The organism is Spirulina sp. 06S082 (assembly GCF_034932145.1).
GTDB lineage: Bacteria > Cyanobacteriota > Cyanobacteriia > Cyanobacteriales > Spirulinaceae > CCY15215.
Window position 1 is genome coordinate 1 of sequence record NZ_JAYGHV010000249.1, and the last position, 2,504, is coordinate 2,504.

At 41.1% G+C, this 2,504-nt stretch carries 2 protein-coding genes and 1 pseudogene; all 3 read right to left on the bottom strand.

Going from position 1 to position 2,504, the window contains the following annotated elements; translation table 11 throughout:
- Positions 1-251: 251 nt before the first annotated feature.
- Positions 252-1,781, bottom strand: a complete 1,530-nt coding sequence (cobA, locus tag VB714_RS15275) for a uroporphyrinogen-III C-methyltransferase (protein ID WP_323225479.1) — start codon at positions 1,779-1,781, stop codon at positions 252-254.
- Positions 1,782-1,794: 13 nt separating this feature from the next.
- A complete protein-coding gene (locus VB714_RS15280; RefSeq protein ID WP_323225481.1) occupies positions 1,795-2,331 on the bottom strand; it encodes a lysozyme inhibitor LprI family protein in 537 nt (178 codons plus the stop codon).
- 69 nt (positions 2,332-2,400) lie between these two features.
- A pseudogene (locus VB714_RS27465) lies at positions 2,401-2,504 on the bottom strand (homogentisate phytyltransferase); the annotation flags it as partial.

Sequence of the window (2,504 nt, forward strand, 5' to 3'; positions counted from 1 at the left end):
GGAACCGGAGTCAAAGTCCCCCACACTTGGGGGATTTAGGGGGCTGGCACTTTGGGGGTTACATTTTTTCTCTCTCCGATGAATAGTCCCTACCTTGATAAGGGGGGAGAATCCCAAAGTCCCCCTTGATAAGCGGGATGAATCCCAAAGTCCCCCTTTTTAAGGGGGATTTAGGGGGATCGAAACGTATCCTATTTGTAACTAGCAACTCGCGTGACTTTAATTAAAAATTTACTCTCATTTCTGACATTTTAGGCAGAAAAATACTCTACGATCGCCTTTGTCAATCCTTCTAATGTATATTCTTTAGCTTCTACGTCCACGCGGCCAAATAAATCGAGACAGGTTTTTGAGGTTTGCGGTCCGATGGAAGCAAGACAACAAGAAGCGAGAATTTCCTCTAATTCTTGAGGCTGTAAGGACTGTTTAAAAAGACGATCGCAGTTCTTAACAGTTTTGGAACTGGCAAAGGTTATAATCTGTACAGAACGACTTTGTAAGGCTTTTAAAACATAAGGGTCGATGCGATCGGGACAACCGGATTGATAAGCAGGGACTTCGACAATATTTGCGCCTTTTGCATTCAATTCTTGCACTAAAATTTCCCTTCCTCCTGTTTCTACCCGAGGAAAGAGAATTTTTAATCCTGGGAGGCGATCGGGAAAGTTTTCAGCAAGAGAGTCAGCGACAAAATTAGGGGGAATAAAATCGGGAATTAAATGATATTCTCTCAGGGTTTTTGCAGTTTTTTTACCCACTACAGCAATTTTAAGACCCCCTAAACTGCGTAAATCCTTCCCTAATGTTTCGAGACGTTTGCAGAAGTAATGGACAGCATTACCCGAGGTGAGAATGAGCCAGTGAAATGTATCGAGAGAGGCGATCGCGCTATCTAATTCTTGCCAACTGGAAGGGGGAGTAATTTCTAGTGCAGGCATTTCCAAAACCATCCCACCATGTTCCAATAATAAACCCGCAAAGTAACTCGACTGTTCTGCTGCACGAGTGACTAATATTGTTTTTTTGTCAAGGGGTAAAGCGTGAGAAGATTGAAACATTTCTTGAAGGTTGACAACGGCACCAATTACCATGATACAAGGAGAGAGGGAAATTGCTTGGGTTTGTTCTTGAATATTAGCTAAATTTCCTCGCCAAATTTGTTGCTGAGAACTGCCTGCATTACGAATAATAGCAATGGGGTGAGATGGCGATCGCCCATTTTGCAATAAATATGCAACAATTTTTCCTAAATTTCTTCCTCCCATTAAGATAACCAATGTATCAATTTTTGCCAAGGCTTCCCAATCCAGATTTTCTGGTTGATGTGCGCTGAGGACAGTAAAACAACGGCTTAAATACTTATCTGTGAGGGGAATTCCTGCCAGTAAAGGAGCCGCTAATGCAGAAGAAATACCCGCAATAATTTCAAAATCACACCCTGCTTTTTGCAAGGCTTCTACCTCTTCTCGCCCCCGTCCAAAAATGAAAGGATCGCCACTTTTAAGACGTACAACTTGTTTACCTTGACTGCAATAAGTAACGAGTAAATGATTAATTTCAGTTTGCGGTGTACTGGCTTTTCCTCCTCGTTTACCAACCTCGATTTTCAGGCAATTTACAGGAACTCGAGTTAGCAATTCATCACTAATTAGAGCATCATAAATCAAAACCTCCGCAGCTTGAAGACGGCGATCGCCTTTGAGAGTCAGAGAGTCTAAATTGCCAACTCCTGCACCTAACAAATAAACTTTTCCCTGACAAGTGTTTTGATCATTCATCATTCATCATTTAGATTTATCCTTCTTCTAAATAGTCCTCTAATGTTTGAGTTCGTTTTTCGGTTAAATCTATCACGCACAACGCATAAATTGCAGGCATGATGCTTCCACCATCATAGCGCCGTTGAGAGTATTCGCAATCTGCATCTCTGAAAGTAATCCATGCAGTTTGTGCTGCGATTAAGCGCGTTTCTTGGGCAGTATCTTTAACCTTATCCCTCAATTGTCCATAAACTCTATTGAGTTTTGCATCGGCTTCTCCTGCTTCTTTTGTCGCACAAAGATTCATCTCAAGTTGTGTTTGTGGTTCTTCACAATTGAGCTTTTCATCTTCCTTAAGAGGATTTTGAGCAATTTTAGGAGTAGTATGATTTAAGGTAGTAATGGGAGAAGAAGCGATCGGCGAAAATTGTTCTGTTGCGATCGCGCCACTCGTGCGACCATTTATACTATCTGGACTGGTTGCACGAGTTTGTTCGGGAGTCGAACAACCTGAAAAAACAACGAGAATCAAAGTTGCTGTAAAAATAAAAACGTTTTTTGTTATCTTCATTTTTGGTTCTTGTTTTGATTAAATGATGAGTCTAACACAAATTGTTCCTAGGTTATTTCTAATTCAATTCTATGCCAACCAAGAGGCGATAGGAAATAAGAAGTATTCAAGGAAAAAAAGTTTCCAGATGAACTGATAAAAGCCGGCGATCGCATTGCGATCCTCCAGATCGA